We start from the raw sequence: 16,328 nt of genomic DNA, 5'->3' as shown, positions 1-16,328 counted from the left end.
TTTGTCATCATCAAAATGAACAGCATTCAACATGCAGACGGCGCGCCTCGGGCTCCGGTCAACCTGCGCAGCATCGACCTCAACCTGCTGGTGATCTTCGAGGCCCTGGTGGAAGAACGCAGCGTGGGCAAGGCCGCCGCGCGGCTGGGCATCACCTCCTCGGCCGTCAGCCATGCGCTGCGCCGGCTGCGCACCCAGTTCAACGACCCGCTGCTGCTGCGCACGGCAGAAGGCATGTCGCCCACGCCCGAGGCCGTGCGCCTGGCGCGCAGCTTCCGCAAGGCCTTCAGCGAGATCGAAAGCGCCATCGAGGTCAGCAAGGGCTTCGATCCGGCCACGGCGCGGCGCAATTTCCACCTGCGCCTGTCCGACTACGTGGGCGTGCTGCTGCTCCCGCAGCTGTGCATCCATCTGCGTGCGGTGGCGCCGGGCATCAGCCTGTCGGTGCAGTCCTTCGACGGCCGCCAGCCCTCGGACCGCGTCGAGTACGAAGGCGTGGAGATACGGCTGTCCGTCTCGCGCGGTCGCTCGGTGCTGTCGGCGTCACGCCGCCTGCTGGACGACCAGTGGATGGTGCTGATGCGCAAGGACCATCCGGCCGCCGCCTCCCCTCTCACGCTGGAGAAATACCTGGAGCAAGGCCACCTGAAGGTCACGGGCGTGGGCAGCAGCATCGTGGACGAACTCCTGGCCGAGCGCGGGCTGGCGCGGCGCGTGATGTTCCAGGTGCCCACCTGGCTGGGCATGGTGCCCGTCATCGAATCCACCGACCTGGTGGCCGCCATGCCCGCGCACTGGATGCACAGCGTGCTGTCCGGCTCCAACTGCGTGGCGCGCCCCATGCCCCTGCCCGAGCTGGCCCTGTCCATCGACGCCGTCTGGCATCCGCGCAACGACCATGACGCGGGGCACAAATGGTTCAGGGAGCTGATCCACCAGATCTTCCAGGAGGCGTACAGCAAATCCCTGCTCCAGCAGCGCCTGGACAGGGCTGGCACACGGAACAACGCTTAACCCAGCCCTCATGCTTTTCGGTGAAGATGCGGTCTTTCCGCCGCACAAGCCATGACACCAGAACAACACACTCCAGCGCTGCAGCGCCGCAACCTCGGCCTGCTCGTGGCCGCGCAATCGCTGGGGGGCGCGTCGCCGCCCATCATCATTTCGCTGGGCGGCCTGGTCGGCCAGCAGCTTTCCACCAATCCCACGGCCACCACGCTGCCGGTCAGCATCTACCAGCTGGGCCTGGCGCTGTCCACGCTGCCTGCGGCCTGGCTGATGCAGCGCATGGGGCGGCGCACGGCCTATGTGCTGGGTGCCATCCTGGGCGTGGTCTCGGGCGTGATCGCGGCCCAGGGCATTGCGCAATCGGACTTCGTGACCTTCTGCATCGGCACGGCGCTGGCGGGCTTTTACGCGGCCTGCGTGCAGAGCTACCGCTTTGCCGCCACCGACGCCATGACCGACCCCGCCGAGCAGGCGCGCGCCATCTCGCGCGTGATGATCGGCGGGCTGATCGCGGCCATCATCGGCCCGCAGGTGGTGATCTGGACGCGCGACGCCCTGCCCATGACGCCGTTCGCCGGCAGCTTCTACAGCCAGGCCGTGCTCGCCCTGCTGGCCCTGCCGCTGCTGCTGGGCCTGAAGCTGCCGCCGCCCCAGGCCCGCGCCGTGGCGGGCGAGGCCCGGCCGCTGGCCGAGATTGCGCGCACGCCGCAGTTCATCGTGGCGGCCTCGGCCGGCGTGGTCAGCTACGGCCTCATGGCCTTTCTGATGACGGCCGCGCCCATGGCCATGGTGGGCTGCGGCCACACGGTGGGCGAGGCGGCGCTGGGCATCCAGTGGCATGTGCTGGCCATGTTCGCGCCCAGCTTCTTCACGGGCCGGCTGATCGCGCGCTTTGGAAAGCGCCGCATCACGGCGCTGGGGCTGGTGATGATCGCCGCCTCGGCCCTGATGGCGTTGATGGGGCTGGAGCTGCTGCACTTCTGGGGCTCCCTGGTGCTGCTGGGCGTGGGCTGGAACTTCGGCTTCATCGGCGCCACCGCCATGGTCACCGAGTGCTACCGCCCTGCCGAGCGCGCCAAGGTGCAGGCTCTCAATGACTTCCTGGTCTTCGGCACCGTGGCCGTGGCCTCGTTCGGCTCGGGCCAACTGCTGCACACGGCCGGCTGGGACGGCATCAACACCTGGCTGCTGCCCATCGTGGGCGTGGTGCTGCTGATGCTGGCCGTGCAGGGACGGGGTCGCGGCGCGGGCGCGCCGGCCTGAAGTGTGAAGCGCATGTCGGAACGGACGCCATGCCAGGCCATCGGAAATCGTGGTCCAGACCTCTTGTGGAGAGAATCCATGCGTGAAGCCATTGCGCTGTTGTGTGGCCTGGCATTGGCAGTTCCAGCCATGGCGCAGATCTATCAATGCAAGGATCCATCCGGAGAAATGAATTTCTCCGACCGTCCATGCAGCAGCGCGCAAGTCGGCGGCATGATCGAGCGCCGAAAGACGGATGCGGAGATTCTCCAGGAGCGCGCCGAGGCCGCGCAGGCCAATGAGCGCAAATACCACCAGCAGGCCGTCGACGCACAGCGGCGCCAGATCGATAGCCAGCAGCGCATGATCGACCAGCAGGCGCAGCAGCCCACGCCTGCATCAGCCTCCCCGGGCTGCAGCCAGGCTCGCAAGGAGCTGGAATTCGTCTCCAGCATCCGCAGTCTCTCCGAAGGCGAAAAGCGCATGCGCATGAATGCGCAGATCTCCAACGTGAACGCATCCTGCGGCACGAATATGCCCTTGCTCCAGGAGCCACCCAAGATTGTCCTGACCCCTCCCGCCGGCACCCGCACCGTAAAGCTCGATCGGTGCAAGGCAGACAGCTGCTTCGACATCAAAGGCAACCTCTATCGTCGGTATCGCGACACCTTGACCGCCTACAACGGGCTGATCTGCCTTCTGGAAGGCGACACGATTCGCTGCGACTGAGCAGCGCCGTCCAACCCATGATGGGCCCACCAAGGAGGGCCTGTGATGGACGCAGCACCAGGCTACTCGCGGCCACCCACCGGCAGGTCCGCACGGCGGCTGCCCAGCCAGAGCACGGCCACCCAGCCCAGCAGCGCCAGAGCCAGCAGCACGGACAGATGCCATAGCGCCGCCTCCAGCGGGGCGCCGGCCTGGTTCAGGCGCAGCGAGGCCTGGATGGCGGCCGTGCTGGGTGACAGCCAGCGCAGCGCCTGCAGCAGTTGCGGCAGGGCTTCGGCCGGCCAGCTGAAGCCGCCGACGAAGGCCAGCGGGATGGAGGTGAACAGCACCACCTGCATGGCACGCTCGCGGTTGGCCAGCCACCAGCCCAGCAGCGCCGCCGCTCCCGCCACGGCCGGGACGAAGACGGCCAGCAGCGCCAGCGCACCCCAGGGATTGCCGCCGCGCGGATAGTCGTGCCAGACGAAGATCCAGCCGAAGTAGTACAGGCCCGAGAGCCAGCCCAGCGTGCACAGCGCCAGCAGCCGCGCCAGCCAGGTGCGTGTCGGCGCCCTGTCCAATCCCTGCTCGCGCCAGGTTCCCACCAGCAGCGCGCCGCCCATGAGCAGCGTCTGCTGCAGGATGATGATGGCCACGGCGGCGACGACGAAGCTGCCGTAGCCTTCCGTCGGATTGAACAGGGCCTGCATCTGCAGGTTGACGGGCGAGCGGCTGGCCTGGGCCTGCAGTGCGCTCTGTCCGCCGGCCGTCAGGCGCCGCAGCTCCACGCCTGCCGAGACCGTGCCGAAGGCTTCGGCAAAGCCGTACTGCACCTGCTTGGCGGCCAGCGGGTAGGCCCCGTTGGCATAGACGGGGACCACGGCCTCTTCGCTGCGCACCACGCGGCGCTTGAGGTCGCGCGGCAGCAGCGCGTAGCCCATGACGCGGCCATCCAGCAGGGCCTGCTGCGCCTGGGCCTCGTCGCCCGTGACCAGGGTCACCTCGATGCGCGGGCTGGCCTGGGCAAAGCGCAGCATCTGGCGTGCCAGGCCGCTGCCGTCGTGCTGCACCACGGCCACGGGCACGCGCTGCACGACCTCCTGCCCATAGAACCAGGGATAGAAGAAGCCGTAGAGCACGGGCGCGCCCACCAGCAGCATGAGCACGCCCACGTCGCCGAACACGGCACGCAGGGCGCTGATGAAGTCTTGCGAAAAGCCCCTGGCCATCTCAGCGCCCTCCCCATTTGTCGGGGCGGGAAAGGCCGCGCGCCAGGCCTGCCGTGGCCAGCAGCAGCAATACCAGCGCGGCCAGCAATAGCCCGGCCACCACGGGCAGGCTCTGCACGATGGGCGCGCCCATCTGCAGCTGCTCTATCTGCAGCCGCGCATAGTGGGTATAGGGCATGGACAGGGCCCAGGCACGTGCCGAATCCGGCATGGCCAGCAGCGGAAAACCCACGCCGCTGAACGCAAAGGCCGGCGCCGACAGCAGGCCCGCGCCCGACAGCGCCGTGCGCAGCGACAGCGTGAGCGCCGCCAGCAGCGCCCCGGCCGCCAGGCTCACGGCGATCAGCAGCATCAGGGCCAGCGCCACCCAGGCCAGGCTGGCAGCGCCCTGCCCCGGATGCCAGCCCCGTCCGGCCGTGAGCCACAGCATGGCCAGCGTACCGCCCAGGCCCAGGCTGGCCCACGACAGTGCCAGCTTGCCCGCCAAGGCGCCCGCAATGGCGCTCCAGCCGGGCTTTCCCGGGCCCGCAGCCTCGGCCATCCACTGGCCCAGCGTGCGGTCGCGCAGCTCGCGCCCCACGGACCAGGCGCCGGCCGTCATGCCCAGGATGTGCAGCAGCGCGGGAATCAGCGCCGCCGCCAGGAACTGCTCGTAATTGGTGGAGATGTTGAACAGCGACACCAGGTTGGTGCGTATGGGCTCCATGCGCACGCGCAGCGCCTGGGCCGGGTCGCCGCGCTTGGCACGGGCCTGCATTTCCACGCCGGCCGACAGCGTTCCCACCACCTGGCGCAGGTCGCGCTGGATCAGGCTGGAGTGCGTGGCCAGTTGGGCGTTGTGCATGAGCACCACGTCGGCCCCCTGGCCCCGCTTGATGTCGCGCGCAAAGCCGGGCGGGATCTGCACCACGGCGTAGGCATTCATGGACTGCAGCGCCCATTGCGCCTCCGAGGCATTGAGCGCCTGCGACTGCACGGCCAGGCCCGGCGTGGCATCCAGCATGCGCACCAGCTGGCGCGACAGGGCGCTGTGGTCCTGGTCCCAGACGGCGACCGGCAGGCGCTGGACCAGTCCTGCCGAGAAGATCCAGACCATGAGCAGCAGCGCCAGCAGCGGCACCCAGCTGACCATGGCCAGGTCCCAGGGCCGCCCGCGCAGCAGACGCCATTCGCGCCGCAGGCTGGCGGCAAAGGCCGTGGGCGGGTTCGCGCTCACTGCCGCCGGCCGCTCAACGGCCGCCTTCCACGACCACGCTCATGCCGGGCCGCGCGCCTGCAATGGGCTGCTGCGGCCGCGCGCGGACCTCGAAGGTGCGCGCATCGAAGCCCTGGCCCGCACGCGTGGCGCGCCAGGTGGCGAAGTCGGGCAGCACACCCAGGTAGTAGACCTCGAAGCCGGCCTCGCGGTTGTCCAGGCCCGGCAGGCGGCCGGTGAAGCGGCTGCCCTGGGCAAAGCGTGCAAGCTGGTCCTCGCGCACATTGAGCACCACCCACTGGTCGGCCAGGTCCACCACGGTGACCACGGCCACGCCCTGCGGGGACAGCTCGCCCTGGCGGGCCAGCACCTGGACCACCTCGCCGCCCACGGGGCTGCGCAGCTCGGTCTCGGCACGCGCGGCCTCCACCTCGGCGACCACGCCCTGCACCTGGCGTGCCTGGGCCTGGGCAGCGCTGCGATCCTCCTGGCGCGCGCCCGAAGCCGCCATTTCATACTGCGCACGCGCAGCCAGCGCCTGGTCGCGCGAGGCGCGCCAGTTGGCATCGGCTTCATCGCGCTTCTGGGCTGCAACCAGTCCCTGGTCGAAGAGGCTTTGCACGCGGCGCAGCGAGGTCTGGGCCAGGTCGGCGGCCGTCTGGGCGCGCTGCCAGTTCAGGCGCGCCATCTGCACTTCCTGCGGGCGTGCGCCGGCCTGCGCCTTGTCGGCCTGGGCCTGGGCGGCATCGCGCGCGGCCTCGGCCTGGGCCAGTTTGGCGCGCACCTCGGGGCTGTCCATCTCCACCAGCAGATCGCCAGGCTGGATCTTCTGGCCTTCGGTGACCCGCACCTTGGCGATGCGCGCCGCGACCTTGGGCGCGATGTCGGTCTCGCGTGCCTCCATCTGGCCCTGGAAATACAGGGGGGCGGGCTGCGCCGCACGCCAAAAGCCCCAGGCCACGAGCAGCAGCACGGCCAGCACGATGGCCAGGGCCAGCCAGGGGCGCCTGCGCCCCGGCGGCACGGGCGCGGGGCCGGGTGCTTCGGTGGCGCTGCGGGGATGGTCGGGCGTGGCTGTGCTCATGGTGCGTCGGGTGGGATCTGTATGTCGGCCTGGGCCATGAATCGGTCGAATTCCTCGCTCTGGCCCGTGCTCTCCAGCAGTGCGGCCAGGGCCTGCACATACTGGTTGGCCAGTTCGGCACGCTGGGTCTGGACCTTGGCGAGATTGAGGCTGGCATCGATCAGGTCCAGCGTGGTGCTGGTGCCTTCCCGCAGGCCGGCCTCGCGCAGCCGCAGCAGCTCGCGCGCAAGATCCTCCTGGGCCTGCTGGGCCTGGTACTGGCGGCGTGCCTGCTCCACGCCCAGCCAGTTCTTCTCGACCAGCAGCGCGATGTCGCTGAGCGCCTGGGCCTCGGTCAGCTCGGCCTGCTCGATCTTGCGCTGCGAGGAGGCGGCCAGCGCATCGCGGTCGATGCTGTCCCACAGCGTCCAGCGCACGGCCACGCCAGCCACCCAGTTGGGCTTGCCGCTGGTATTGACCTCGCGCGAACCGAAGGCCAGCAGCTGCGGCCGGCGCAGCGCCTCCTGCGCGTCGTGCAGGGACTCGGCCTGGCGCTTCTTGGCCTGCACCTTGTCCAGACCCGGATGGTGCGACTGGGCCGCGGTGACGAAGCCGTCCAGCGGCGACAAGGGCCGGCTGCTGACGAACAGCGGCGTGCTGGGCAGCACCTGCCGCTGCGCCTTGACCGTGCGCGCCAGCGCCGCTGCGGCCAGGTCTGCGTCGTCGCGCGATTTGCGTGCCTGCTGCTCGGCGTCGGCCAGCGCGGCACGGGCCTGCAGGCGCTCCAGCCGGGAGATCACGCCCGCCTTGAGCATGCTTTGCGCGGCCGCGTCATGCACGCGCACGCCTTCAAGCGCACGCTCGCGCAGCCGTGCGGCCCGCTCGGCCAGCTGGGCGCCGAAGTAGCGCTGCACCAGCAGCGAATGCAGGGCGTGGCTGCTGCTGGCGGCATCGGCCAGGGCTTCGTCGGTGGCAGCGTCCAGGCCACTGCGCACCGCATCGGACAGGCCGCCCAGGTACAGCGGCCAGACCAGGGACAGGCTGGCCGAGGCATTCGTGCTCTTGCGCTGCAAGGCATAGGAGGTGGGCAGTTGCGGCAGCGAGGGAATGGCCGGCCCCACCGAGGGCGGCAGCTGGCCGAGGACGCCGTCCAGGGTGCGCCGCGCAGGATCGAGATCGATGTCGGCATTGGCCGAGTAGCGGTAGCCCAGGCCCGTGATGGCCACGGAAGGCCCGCCCAGCCCCTGCGTACCCTGGCGTCTGAGCCGCGCGCTTTCCACGGCCTTGGCCGAGGCGGCCAGTTGGTCGGAGCCCTGCAGCAGCGCCTGACGGGCCTGCACGAAGCTCATCGCGGCGGCAGCCTGGGAGGCCGGAGCCTCCCCTGCAGCCTGGGCCGCCCCTGCGACCATGCCCAGCGCCGCCAGCCACGGCACAAGGCGCGCGGGCCGCGCAAGCAACGGAAAAAACATGGAAGCGCTCAATGGCATGAATGGGGGCGCCTTGCGTGGTTCACCGATGGTGGCGAAGCTTACACGGGCTTGCAGGCGGGCCCCCGTCGGACAAGGTCCTGTGCCTTGTGCCCCCGGCACTGTGCAGCAGGGCCGATTTGCGTGGCGTTCCATCCCATTTCTGTGCGCAGGTGCCGCGCCATGCCGCTACACTGGCGCCTGCCTGCGCGAGCATGTCCTGGCGGACCTGTCCGCAGGCCTTTTTTTTCTGCCCGGCATCGGCCCGATGCCCCGACTGACCACCATGTCCACCGTCTTCAACTTCACCTTCGTCCCCTGGTTCCGGTCCGTGGCTCCCTATATCCACAAGTTCCGACACCAGACCTTTGTGGTGGGACTGACGGGCGAGGCCATCGCATCGGGCAAGCTCAGCTCCATCGTCCAGGACCTGGCCATGATCCAGGCCATGGGCGTGAAGATCGTGCTGGTCCATGGCTTCCGTCCCCAGGTCAACGAGCAGCTTGCCGCCAAGGGCCATGAGGCTCAGTACTCGCGCGGCGTGCGCATCACCGACTCCGTGGCGCTGGACTGTGCCCAGGAAGCCGCTGGCCAGCTGCGCTACGAGATCGAGGCCGCCTTCAGCCAGGGCCTGCCCAATACGCCCATGGCCGGCGCACGGGTGCGGGTGATCTCGGGCAACTTCCTCACGGCGCGGCCCGTGGGCATCGTGGACGGCGTGGATTTCAAGCATTCGGGCCTGGTGCGCAAGGTCGATGTCAGCGGCATCCGCAGCGCACTGGACATGGATGCCATGGTGCTGATGTCGCCCTTCGGCTTCTCGCCCACCGGCGAGGCCTTCAACCTGAGCATGGAAGAGGTGGCCACGCGCGTGGCCATCGAGCTGAAGGCCGACAAGCTGATCTTCATGACCGAGGTGCCGGGCATCCGCATGGACCCCACGGGCCCGGCCGACGAGACCAACCCCATCGACACCGAGCTGCCGCTGGCCACGGCCCGCCGCATGCTGGCCGAGCTGCCCACGCCCGAGCAGCCCACGGACACGGGCTTTTACCTGCAGCACTGCGTGCATGCCTGCGAGCACGGCGTGGAGCGCAGCCACATCCTGCCGTTCGCCATCGACGGCGCGCTGCTGCTGGAGATCTATGTGCACGACGGCATCGGCACCATGGTCATCGACGAGAAGCTGGAAGAGCTGCGCGAGGCCACGCCCGACGACGTGGCCGGCATCATCCAGCTGATCGAGCCCTTCGAGAAGGACGGCACCCTGGTCAAGCGCAGCCGCACCGAGATCGAGCGAGACATCGCCCACTACACCATCATCGAACACGATGGCGTGATCTTCGGCTGCGCCGCGCTCTACCCCTACCCCAGCGCCCGGACCGCCGAGATGGCGGCCGTCACTGTCTCGCCCAAGAGCCAGGGCACGGGCGATGGCGAGAAGCTGCTCAAGCGCATAGAGCAGCGCGCCAAGGCCCAGGGCCTGGACAGCCTGTTCGTGCTGACCACGCGCACCATGCACTGGTTCATCAAGCGCGGCTTCCAGCCCGTGGACCCCGACTGGCTGCCCGAGGCGCGCAAGGCCAAGTACAACTGGGACCGCAAAAGTCAGGTCCTGGTCAAGAAGTTGTAACCCCCTGAGGCGCTGTGCGCCTTCCCCCTCACGAGGGGGGCATACGGGCGGCCGGCGACACCCTCGGTGCGGGGGCGGCGCGGCCGGCCCAGGCCCTTCCTCGGTGTCTCTCGTCTTCAGGCCGCGCCAATTTTTTGAAATCGCCCAAATCAAGCGACGTGGTGGCGCAACTTAGCCTTGCACTGCTGCCTGCCAGCGTGCGGCCGCCTTGCCGGCCGCTGCCAGCGCCGCATCGCGCTGCGGCGCATCGGCCGGGCATTCGGTGAGGTAGCCGGTCACCAGCAGCGGTGCACTTTGCGGCGTGGGCCAGGCGATGACGGCATCGTTGGCCGTGCCGCGATCGCCGGTGCCCGTCTTTCCACCCACGCGCCAGCCGGCCGGCATACCCGCGCGCAGGCGCTTGTCGCCCGTGCGGCTGGCCACCAGCCACTGCTGCAGCAGCGCGCGGCCATGGCCGTCCAGCACCGATCCCAGCAGCAGGCGCTGCATGCTTTGCACCATGGCCAGCGGCGTGGTGGTGTCGCGCTCGTCACCGGGCAGGCCTTCGTTGAGCTCGGGCTCCATGCGGTCCAGGCGCGTGGTCTCGTCGCCGCTGGCGCGCAGCCACTGCGTCAGCGCCTGCGGGCCGCCACTGGCGTCCAGCAGCAGGTTGGCGGCGGTGTTGTCGCTGAGCACCACGGCGGCCTCGCACAGCTCGGAGATGGTCATGCCGCCGCCATCGCCGGCACGCGGGCCGCTGGCCGGCGAGTAGGGAACCAGCCGGGAGCTGGCGTAGTGCACGCGGCGCGACAGGCGCTCATCGCCCTGCTGCACGCGGTCCAGCACCTGGGCGGCCAGCAGCAGCTTGAAGGTGCTGCACATGACAAAGCGCTCGTCGCCGCGGTGGTCCACGCTGGCGCCCGACTCCGCCTCCAGCACGGCCACGCCGAGCCGGCCGCCCACACTTTTCTCGATGCGCGCCAGCTCGGTCCTGAAGGCCTGGTCGGCAGCCCCCTGTTTTTTTGATGGCAGGGCGCAGCCCGCCAGCCCGGCCGCCATCCAGGCGGCCGCGCCGCCCGTCATCAGAAAATCGCGTCTTTGCATTGTTTTTCCTTTTCAGTTGCAGATCGACAACCGCAACGATAGCGCCGCGCCCAATCTGCGACCAGCGTGAATAATTGGCAGCATCCCTTAGAAAAACTTTTAGCTCACCATGCAACTGCCCCTCAATGCCCTGCGCATGTTCGATGCGGCCGCGCGCCATCTCAACCTGACGCGGGCGGCCGACGAGCTGTGCGTGACCCAGGCCGCCGTCAGCCAGCACATCCGCAACCTGGAGGAGCGCCTGGGCAAGCCGCTGTTCCGGCGCCTGCCGCGCGGCCTGGCGCTGACCGACGAAGGCCATGCGCTGTGGCCTGCCGTGGCCGAGAGCTTTGCGCGCATAGAGCACTCGCTGCAGCAGGTGGCCGAACCGCGCCCGCGCGAGGTCCTCACCGTGGGCGTGGTCGGCACCTTCGCCATCGGCTGGCTGATTCCCAGGCTGGGCCAGTTCCAGCAGCAGCACCCCTACATCGACCTGCGACTGCTCACGCACAACAACCGCGTGGACCTGGCCGGCGAAGGGCTGGATGCGGCCGTGCGCTTTGGCGACGGCGCCTGGCAGGGCACGCGTGCCGAGCTGCTGCTGCGCGCGCCGCTGACGCCCATGTGCACCCCGGCCCTGGCACAGCGCCTTCGCCAGCCGGCCGACCTGGCCGGGCAGACGCTGCTGCGCTCGTACCGCCTGCAGGAGTGGGAGAGCTGGTTTGCCACGCTGGACCAGAGCGCGCCGCTGGCGCGCGGGGCCATGTTCGACTCCTCGCTGACGCTGGCCGAGGCGGCGGCCCAGGGCGCGGGCGTGGCCCTGCTGCCGGCGCGCATGTTCCATCACCTGCTGCAGCAGGGCCGGCTGGTGCGCCCCTTCGAGCAGGAGGTGGACACGGGCGCCTACTGGCTGACCCATCTGCGCTCGCGCGCACCCAGCGCGGCGCTCAAGACCTTCAGGCAATGGCTGCTGGCGCAGCTGCAATAGCCACGGACGCCCGCGGCAAGACCCGCAGGCCGCCTGACTTTGGCCCCGGCGCTATCATCTGCCGCTTTTGGCCCCTAGCCCCGTCCCCGCTCCATGACCCAGACCCTGCCGGTTCTCTACTCGTTTCGCCGCTGCCCCTACGCCATCCGCGCCCGCCTGGCGCTGGCCCATGCCGGCCTGGCCTGCGAGCTGCGCGAAATCAACCTGCGCAACAAGCCGCAGGCGCTGCTCGACGCCTCGCCCAAGGGCACGGTGCCCGTGCTGGTGCTGGAGGACGGCCGCGTGATCGAGCAGAGCCTGGATGTCATGCTGCACGCGCTGCGCGCCAATGACCCGGACGGCTGGCTGGCACCGACCAGCGGCTCGCTGCAGGACATGCTGGCGCTGATCGAGCGCAACGACGGCTTTTTCAAGCACGCCCTGGACCGCTGCAAGTACCCCGAGCGCTATACGGCCGAAGAGGTCAACCACGCCCAGGCCGATGCCCTGACCTGGCTGGCAGAGCTGGACGACCAGCTGGAGGCCACCGGCTACCTGTTCGGCCAGAACCCCAGCCTGGCCGACATGGCCCTGCGCCCCTTCGTGCGCCAGTACGCGCGCATCGACGAGTCGCAATGGAACGAGCAGCCCTGGCCGCACCTGCAGGCCTGGCTGCAGCGCTGGATCGATTCGGCCCTGTTCGCCGAAGTGATGGAAACCTACCCGGGCTGGGTGCCCGGCACGCGCGGCCCGGTCTTTGCCGCCGGCGGCGTGGGCAGCGACTGACGCCTGCCCGCCCCGTTTGCCCTGCCCCGGGTCGGCAGGGGCTGCGCAAGGCAGGCAAAGCTGGCACAGTGGCAGGCCTGTTGCCAACCGCATGAGCCTTCGCCGACATGACCCTCGCCACCCTGCTCGTCTTCTCCCTGGTCGCGCTGATCGCGATCATCACCCCCGGCCCCACCGTGCTGCTGGCCCTGGCCAATGGCTCGCGCCACGGCGTGCGCCGCGCCCTGCCGGGCATGCTGGGCGCCGTGCTGTCGGACTTCGTGCTGGTCGGCGCTGTCGCGCTGGGCCTGGGCGCGCTGCTGGCGGCCTCGGAGTTCTGGTTCTCGGTGGTCAAGTGGGCGGGAGCGGCCTACCTGGCCTGGCTGGGCCTGCGCATGCTGCGCAGCCAGGGCGGATCGCTGTCGGCACCCCAGGGTGACGGCAAGGCAGAGGCCGGTGCCGACGGCTACAGCGCCCGTACCGTGCTGTTCAAATCGTTCCTGGTCGCCGTGACCAATCCCAAGGGCTATCTGTTCTGCTCGGCCCTGCTGCCCCAGTTCATCGACCCGGCGGCCGCCCAGGCGCCGCAGTACATCGCCATTGCGCTGGTGTTCGCGCTCATCGATTTCCTGGTGATGCTGGCCTATGCCTTCGCCGGATCACGCGCCGCGCGGCTGCTGCGCGGGCGGGCCGTGATGTGGCTGGACCGCCTGTGCGGCGGCATGCTGCTGGCGCTGGCAGGCTCGCTGGCCTTCTACCGCCGCGCGTCGAACTAGGCCCGCCGCCCAAGAGCCGCGCCTCCCCCACTGCGTCAGCGCGTCGCCCCCATGACATCGTCCAGCTGCAGCACGGCCGCCGCGTTGGCCGTGGTGGTGGCCAGCGTGTCGATGGCGCCGGTGCGCAGGGCTCCCAGGATGGCCGTGACCTTGCTGGATTCGGCCGCCACGGCGATGACGTTGGGTATGCGCAGCAGGTCCTCGCGGCTCAGGCCGATGACGCGGTCCTGCATGGGGGTTGCGGCCGGCTGGCCGTGGATGTCGATGAAGTCGTAGCCCATCATGTCGCCCACCGTGCCCGCGCGGCGGGCGTCCGAGATCTCCTGCGCGGAAAACCAGCCCATGCGGGCCATGTTGCTGTCCACGCTGACATCGCCCACGCCGATGAGGGCGATGTCGGCGCGGCGCGCCTTGTCCAGGGTGTGCCTGACGGTGTCGTTGTCCAGCAGCGCCTTGCGCAGTTGCGGATCGCCCACCAGGGCCGGCGCATAGAGCGATTCGGACTTGCCACCAAAGCGCGCGGCCAGGCGGCGCGCGATGTGGTCGGCGTTCATCGCCTCCCCACCACGGTAGGAGCCGCCGATGGCGCTGACGAAGTGGCACTCCCGCCGTGTGGCGGACAGGGCGTGCTCGGAGACCGAGGACACGTTGCGCCCCATGCCCACGGCCACGATGGAGCCATCGACCAGGATGCGCTCCAGCTCGCTGGCCACCAGCCCTGCCAGCAGTTCGCGCTGCCGGTCGGCATCCTTGTGGTCCACCGCGATCAGTGCGCGCTTGATGTGAAAGCGCTCGGTCAGCTGCCGCTCCAGGTCGGCGGACACCAGCGAATGCGGCCGCACGCGGATCTCGACAATGCCCTCTTCCTGCGCGCGGCGCAGCAGCCGCCCGACGGTGGCGCGCGAGATGCCGAACTCCTTGGACAGTTGGTCCTGCGTGCATCCATCGACGTAGTACAGGGTCGCCAGTCGCGTCAGGTCGCTTTCAGTCAAGGGTGCCTCCAAGGGTGCCGGGAAAGGCGCGCAGTGTAGCGCCGCTCACCGGGCCTCGCCAGCGTGGGGCAGCAGCAGGACCTTGACCGAGTCCATGGAATCGGCCACCCGGATGGCGCTCTCCCACTCCGACAGCGCATAGCGGTGGGTGACGATGCCCTCGGAGGTGACCAGCCCGCGCGCCAGCAGGTCGATGGCAATGGGGTAGCAATGGGCGCTCAGGTGGGCGCCGCGCAGGTCCAGTTCCTTTTCCTCGCCGATGATGGACCAGTCCACCGTGGTCTCGCGCCCGAAGACGCTGAACTCCACGAAGCGGCCGAGCTTGCGCACCAGGTCCAGCCCCTGCGTCACGCCCGAGGGCGCGCCCGTGGTCTCTATGTACACATCGCAGCCATAGCCGTCGGTCAGCGCGTGCACGATGGCGCGGGCATCCTCGCGCGCGGGGTTGATGACCACGTCCGCGCCGCAGCGGCGTGCCAGCGCCAGGCGCTGGTCCGACAGGTCCATGACCACCAGCCGGCGCGGCGTCTTCAGGCGCGCCACCTGGGCCATGAGCAGGCCCAGCGTGCCCGCGCCGGCGATGACCACCACATCATCGAGCTGGATGTCGCCGCGGTTGACGGCATGGATGGCGCAGGACAGCGGCTCGGTGATGGCCGCATCCTCGAAGGCCACGCTCTCGGGAATCCGGTGCACCACGGCGCGGGCCGACAGGCGCATGTACTCGGCCATGCCGCCATCGGCCACCTGGCCCTGGAAGCCGTAGACATCGTGCACCTCGCACATCCAGCGAAAGCCGGTCCTGCAATAGCGGCAGGCATGGCAGGGCACGATCTGCTCGGCGATCACCCGGTCACCCAGCTGCACGCCGTGGTGCTCCTGCGCGCCCTCGCCCACCTGCACCACATGGCCCCAGAACTCGTGGCCCGCGATCACCGGCGGGCGCACATAGGCGGGGCGGCCTTTTTCCGGATCTCCCCAGAAGCGCGGCGCGCCAGCCCAGCATTTGCAGTCGCCCGCGCAAATGCCGCAGGAAGCCACGCGGATGACCAGCTCGCGCGGCCCGGCCTGCGGACGCGCGACGCGTTCGAGCCGGTAATCCCTGGGCCCGTGGCAAACCACGGCCAGCATGTTCGTATCGGTGGCGTCAGGCAGGGTGTTTTGCATGGAACTCTCCCGGGTTGCAGATGGTGGACAGGACGTGGGCGCAGCGCTTCATGCCCTGCGGCGCGAACTGTCGAGCAGCACGGCGCCGACGATGATCACGCCCTTGATCAGCTGCTGGTAGTACGAGGACACGCCCAGCAGGTTCAGCCCGTTGTTGATCACGCCGATGAGCAGGGCGCCGACGACCGTGCCGCCCAGGCTGCCCGTGCCGCCCGACAGGCTGGTGCCGCCGATCACCACGGCCGCGATGGCGTCCAGCTCGTAGGACACGCCGGCCTGCGGCAGCGCCGCCGTGGTGCGCGACGCCAGCAAAATGCCGGCCAGCCCCGCGAGCAGGCCGCTGACCACATAGACCAGCAGCACGATGGCGCGGGTGTTGATGCCGCTGGTCTTGGCGCTGCGCAGGTTGCCGCCCACGGCGTAGATATAGCGGCCATACACGGTGTAGCGCAGCACGAAGGCGAACACCGCGACGGCAACGGCAAAGATCACGATGGGCATGGGCACGGGTCCCAGCTGGCCGGCGCCGATGGCAAGAAAGCCGTCGGGCAGCTCGGACACCGGCATGCCGTCGTTGTAGATGTAGGTCAGGCCACGCGCCGCACTGAGCATGCCCAGCGTGGCCACGAAGGGCGGCACCGCGAACCAAGCCACCAGCAGGCCGTTGACGCCGCCCAGCAGCATGCCCACGCCCAGCCCGGCGCCCACGCTCACCGCCAGCCCCTGGCCATCTGCCGCCAGCCAGGCGCCGACCATGCCGGCCAGCGCCAGGATGGCGCCCACCGACAGATCGATGCCCGCCGTCAGCACCACGCACGTCATGCCGATGGCCAGGATGCCGTTGATGGAGGTCTGGCGCAGGATGTCGGCCCAGTTGCCCCAGGTCATGAAATGGGGGTTGGCCAGCGCCAGCGCCGCGCACAGTGCAATCAGCGCGATGACCACGCCGTAGCGCTCGCGCAGGCTGCGCAGGTCCAGCGCGCGCCGCCCCAAGAGCGGCGGCGAAGATGCGGCTTGAAGATTCGTCATGGAGGACTCCCGCGTTGATGGAAGAA

At 69.6% G+C, this 16,328-nt stretch carries 15 protein-coding genes; 7 read left to right on the top strand and 8 right to left on the bottom strand.

Annotation, left to right across the window (positions count from 1 at the left end):
* The first annotated feature begins 15 nt into the window (after positions 1-15).
* The 3 genes from BW39_RS15520 (at position 16) to BW39_RS15510 (ending at position 2,979) form a co-directional block, all read left to right on the top strand.
* A complete protein-coding gene (locus BW39_RS15520; protein ID WP_012206366.1) occupies positions 16-1,014 on the top strand; it encodes a LysR family transcriptional regulator in 999 nt (332 codons plus the stop codon).
* Between the two features lie 51 nt (positions 1,015-1,065).
* Positions 1,066-2,271: an MFS transporter gene (locus BW39_RS15515; RefSeq protein WP_012206367.1), complete on the top strand. Its 1,206-nt coding sequence runs from the start codon at positions 1,066-1,068 to the stop codon at positions 2,269-2,271.
* Positions 2,272-2,349: 78 nt separating this feature from the next.
* On the top strand, positions 2,350-2,979 hold the full coding sequence (locus BW39_RS15510) for a DUF4124 domain-containing protein (RefSeq protein ID WP_043822804.1): 630 nt from the start codon (positions 2,350-2,352) through the stop codon (positions 2,977-2,979).
* A gap of 62 nt (positions 2,980-3,041) precedes the next feature.
* Here the strand turns inward: BW39_RS15510 and BW39_RS15505 are convergent, their stop codons facing one another.
* Genes BW39_RS15505 through BW39_RS15490 form a run of 4 tightly spaced genes read right to left on the bottom strand, consistent with a single transcriptional unit; the run spans position 3,042 to position 7,914 of the window.
* A complete protein-coding gene (locus BW39_RS15505; protein WP_043822803.1) occupies positions 3,042-4,187 on the bottom strand; it encodes an ABC transporter permease in 1,146 nt (381 codons plus the stop codon).
* A gap of 1 nt (position 4,188) precedes the next feature.
* Positions 4,189-5,403 (bottom strand): ABC transporter permease, encoded by a 1,215-nt coding sequence (locus BW39_RS15500; protein ID WP_043822801.1) that lies wholly within the window; start codon positions 5,401-5,403, stop codon positions 4,189-4,191.
* A gap of 13 nt (positions 5,404-5,416) precedes the next feature.
* Positions 5,417-6,466: an HlyD family secretion protein gene (locus BW39_RS15495; protein ID WP_043822799.1), complete on the bottom strand. Its 1,050-nt coding sequence runs from the start codon at positions 6,464-6,466 to the stop codon at positions 5,417-5,419.
* Complete coding sequence (locus BW39_RS15490; protein ID WP_043822797.1) at positions 6,463-7,914, bottom strand: TolC family protein; 1,452 nt, start codon at positions 7,912-7,914, stop codon at positions 6,463-6,465. Before BW39_RS15490 ends, BW39_RS15495 begins: the two co-directional genes overlap by 4 nt.
* A 283-nt stretch (positions 7,915-8,197) precedes the next feature.
* Here BW39_RS15490 and argA point away from each other — a divergent pair, with 283 nt between their 5' ends.
* Positions 8,198-9,544, top strand: coding sequence for an amino-acid N-acetyltransferase (argA, locus tag BW39_RS15485; protein ID WP_043822846.1), 1,347 nt, complete (start codon positions 8,198-8,200; stop codon positions 9,542-9,544).
* A 171-nt stretch (positions 9,545-9,715) separates the two neighbouring features.
* Here argA and bla read toward each other — a convergent pair whose 3' ends face one another.
* Positions 9,716-10,627 carry a class A beta-lactamase gene (gene bla / locus BW39_RS15480; RefSeq protein ID WP_012206373.1) on the bottom strand — a complete coding sequence of 304 codons (912 nt, stop codon included), beginning with the start codon at positions 10,625-10,627 and terminating at the stop codon, positions 9,716-9,718.
* A 109-nt stretch (positions 10,628-10,736) separates the two neighbouring features.
* On the opposite strand from bla, the gene BW39_RS15475 reads away from it, so the two are divergent.
* From BW39_RS15475 to BW39_RS15465, 3 genes are all read left to right on the top strand, one after another.
* Positions 10,737-11,594, top strand: a complete 858-nt coding sequence (locus BW39_RS15475) for a LysR family transcriptional regulator (protein ID WP_043822794.1) — start codon at positions 10,737-10,739, stop codon at positions 11,592-11,594.
* A gap of 93 nt (positions 11,595-11,687) precedes the next feature.
* Entirely contained in the window at positions 11,688-12,359 is a 672-nt protein-coding gene (locus BW39_RS15470) for a glutathione S-transferase (RefSeq protein WP_016453271.1), read from the top strand.
* A 107-nt stretch (positions 12,360-12,466) separates the two neighbouring features.
* On the top strand, positions 12,467-13,114 hold the full coding sequence (locus BW39_RS15465; protein ID WP_013801705.1) for a LysE family translocator: 648 nt from the start codon (positions 12,467-12,469) through the stop codon (positions 13,112-13,114).
* A gap of 35 nt (positions 13,115-13,149) precedes the next feature.
* Here BW39_RS15465 and BW39_RS15460 read toward each other — a convergent pair whose 3' ends face one another.
* Genes BW39_RS15460 through BW39_RS15450 form a run of 3 tightly spaced genes read right to left on the bottom strand, consistent with a single transcriptional unit; the run spans position 13,150 to position 16,302 of the window.
* Positions 13,150-14,106 carry a sugar-binding transcriptional regulator gene (locus BW39_RS15460; protein WP_043822792.1) on the bottom strand — a complete coding sequence of 319 codons (957 nt, stop codon included), beginning with the start codon at positions 14,104-14,106 and terminating at the stop codon, positions 13,150-13,152.
* A 45-nt stretch (positions 14,107-14,151) separates the two neighbouring features.
* Positions 14,152-15,273, bottom strand: a complete 1,122-nt coding sequence (locus BW39_RS15455) for an alcohol dehydrogenase catalytic domain-containing protein (RefSeq protein WP_043822790.1) — start codon at positions 15,271-15,273, stop codon at positions 14,152-14,154.
* Positions 15,274-15,321: 48 nt separating this feature from the next.
* Entirely contained in the window at positions 15,322-16,302 is a 981-nt protein-coding gene (locus BW39_RS15450) for an ABC transporter permease (RefSeq protein WP_012206379.1), read from the bottom strand.
* Between the last annotated feature and the right edge of the window lie 26 nt (positions 16,303-16,328).

This window comes from Delftia sp. RIT313 (genome assembly GCF_000632165.1).
Lineage (GTDB): Bacteria > Pseudomonadota > Gammaproteobacteria > Burkholderiales > Burkholderiaceae_C > Comamonas > Comamonas acidovorans.
The sequence above is the reverse complement of the archived record's forward strand: the minus strand, read 5'-3'. Positions and strand labels throughout refer to the sequence as shown.

Bases quoted from the DNA above. Each gene is read 5' to 3' on its own strand.
- BW39_RS15520 (WP_012206366.1), top strand. From the start codon at position 16: ATGAACAGCATTCAACATGCAGACGGCGCGCCTCGGGCTCCGGTCAAC.
- BW39_RS15515 (WP_012206367.1), top strand. From the start codon at position 1,066: ATGACACCAGAACAACACACTCCAGCGCTGCAGCGCCGCAACCTCGGC.
- BW39_RS15510 (WP_043822804.1), top strand. From the start codon at position 2,350: ATGCGTGAAGCCATTGCGCTGTTGTGTGGCCTGGCATTGGCAGTTCCA.
- BW39_RS15505 (WP_043822803.1), bottom strand. From the start codon at position 4,187: ATGGCCAGGGGCTTTTCGCAAGACTTCATCAGCGCCCTGCGTGCCGTG.
- BW39_RS15495 (WP_043822799.1), bottom strand. From the start codon at position 6,466: ATGAGCACAGCCACGCCCGACCATCCCCGCAGCGCCACCGAAGCACCC.
- BW39_RS15490 (WP_043822797.1), bottom strand. From the start codon at position 7,914: ATGTTTTTTCCGTTGCTTGCGCGGCCCGCGCGCCTTGTGCCGTGGCTG.
- argA (WP_043822846.1), top strand. From the start codon at position 8,198: ATGTCCACCGTCTTCAACTTCACCTTCGTCCCCTGGTTCCGGTCCGTG.
- bla (WP_012206373.1), bottom strand. From the start codon at position 10,627: ATGCAAAGACGCGATTTTCTGATGACGGGCGGCGCGGCCGCCTGGATG.
- BW39_RS15475 (WP_043822794.1), top strand. From the start codon at position 10,737: ATGCAACTGCCCCTCAATGCCCTGCGCATGTTCGATGCGGCCGCGCGC.
- BW39_RS15470 (WP_016453271.1), top strand. From the start codon at position 11,688: ATGACCCAGACCCTGCCGGTTCTCTACTCGTTTCGCCGCTGCCCCTAC.
- BW39_RS15465 (WP_013801705.1), top strand. From the start codon at position 12,467: ATGACCCTCGCCACCCTGCTCGTCTTCTCCCTGGTCGCGCTGATCGCG.
- BW39_RS15455 (WP_043822790.1), bottom strand. From the start codon at position 15,273: ATGCAAAACACCCTGCCTGACGCCACCGATACGAACATGCTGGCCGTG.
- BW39_RS15450 (WP_012206379.1), bottom strand. From the start codon at position 16,302: ATGACGAATCTTCAAGCCGCATCTTCGCCGCCGCTCTTGGGGCGGCGC.